We start from the raw sequence: 1,566 nt of genomic DNA on the forward strand, positions 1-1,566 counted from the left end.
ATCAGTAGTGGCCAACGCCAACTACGGCTGCAAGTTCACCGACAACACGCTGGGGGCGGACGACTCGGCATCCAACACGGCCCTGCGGCAGGGGGCGGCGGCAGCGGCGCCTTGTTTGCCGTAGGTTTGGGAGAACGAAGGATTAACAGAGCCGTCTTTGAGGCGGCTCTGCTTTTGGCGGCAAGGATCCCCGCTATCAATGCCGTTCGCCGCAATATCCAGGTGATATTGCGGCGAACTGGGGGCGAACCGGGGTCTACCTGGCAGCCTCCTCCGCAGCCCGCCACGCAGGGCAGCATTTCTCGTCGCGGCAGCAATAGTTCGGACAACGCGCATCCACATCGATCCGCACCAGGTCCGGACCGTAATGCACGGACGCCGCATAAATGGGCCGGAATTCCGTGTCCTTCACATTATTGGCACTGAGGCCGAATTTCAGCAGCAGATTGCGAACCTGTTCGACCCTGGCCGTTGGCAGTTCACGAGATCCATCCTCGCTTTCCCAAGCCGTCAGGTACACGTCGAAACCTGAGAAGAAATACTTCCGGGTTGCGATTCGCCATTCGGCGAATCGCTTGATCTCCTTCGCGGTTACCGTTGCGGATCCCGGTTCGAAGTGAACGCGATATTGCCTCTCATAGACGATGCAGGCAGCGACATTCAAGCTTGTTAGAGCGAAGATGAAAGCTGCCATTAGTTTTTTCATATTTACCATGATTACGATGCCGTTAATCGGAGACATTCGATATGTATGCAGCAATGCTGTCGGAATTATTAAATAGAAATTTATTTCGATACTTTGATAGTAGGCGGGAAATCTTGATACTCGAATAGGTATCCGCGCTATCCATCGCGGCGGGAAAATGAGAAACTTCATGAACAAAGACCGTGACCATGCTGTCGTCTGGCTCCACCACACCTCTATGGCGGATGGCTTCGATCGGTAAGTAGCAATATGTGACACCGATAAAAATCGTAAACGTCTTGTCGGCCTTGCATACGCTTGCCCACGCCGGCTCGTCCCCTTCTCTCGCCGCCGGGATACAACCTACTTTACGCATGACTTCTTCGCTGAAGCGGCAGAAATTCCGTTCTGTCAACCCGAGGGAGAGTTGCCGAATTCGCTGAATCCCCTCGCGCAGGCGCTTTCGAATATCCGGGGTAGCGTCCACAAACCACATGCGAACCCGTTCCTGATCCGCCTCGTTCCAGCGTTGCAACTCAATCAACCGCTGGTCCATATGCGCAACGGCGATGTCACGAACCCGCAATACCGTGGCATGGAATTCGGCATTGGTCATATTGGGGCAGATCATCGTCGGGTCGGCCGCGTAGGCGGCGAGACTCGAAGCATCGGGGCGGGCTTCACCGCTGGGCTCACTCGCCAGCTTGTTGTGGGCTTGCGGTTTTTCCGATGTTCCCCCCACATGCTCACCGGCGCGCCCGCCGCTCGTGACCTCCGACGACATCGTGTACTGCGATGCAAACACCCGTGGCTTTTCCTTGCATTGGCAATACACGCGCGCGCCTTCCACCAGCACGGATTTCCCCATGTCGGTCCAGCGT

At 56.1% G+C, this 1,566-nt stretch carries 2 protein-coding genes; both read right to left on the reverse strand.

What is annotated here, in order from left to right; translation table 11 throughout:
* Window positions 1-256 precede the first annotated feature (256 nt).
* The gene (locus KHO18_RS28185) at window positions 257-694 is read right to left on the reverse strand and encodes an OmpA family protein (protein ID WP_211944313.1); all 438 of its coding nucleotides are present in this window, start codon (window positions 692-694) and stop codon (window positions 257-259) included.
* Window positions 695-728: 34 nt separating this feature from the next.
* On the reverse strand, window positions 729-1,566 hold an 838-nt coding region (locus KHO18_RS28190), incomplete at its 5' end, for a hypothetical protein (RefSeq protein WP_211944314.1).

This window comes from Cupriavidus campinensis, from assembly GCF_905397395.1.
Classification (GTDB): domain Bacteria; phylum Pseudomonadota; class Gammaproteobacteria; order Burkholderiales; family Burkholderiaceae; genus Cupriavidus; species Cupriavidus campinensis.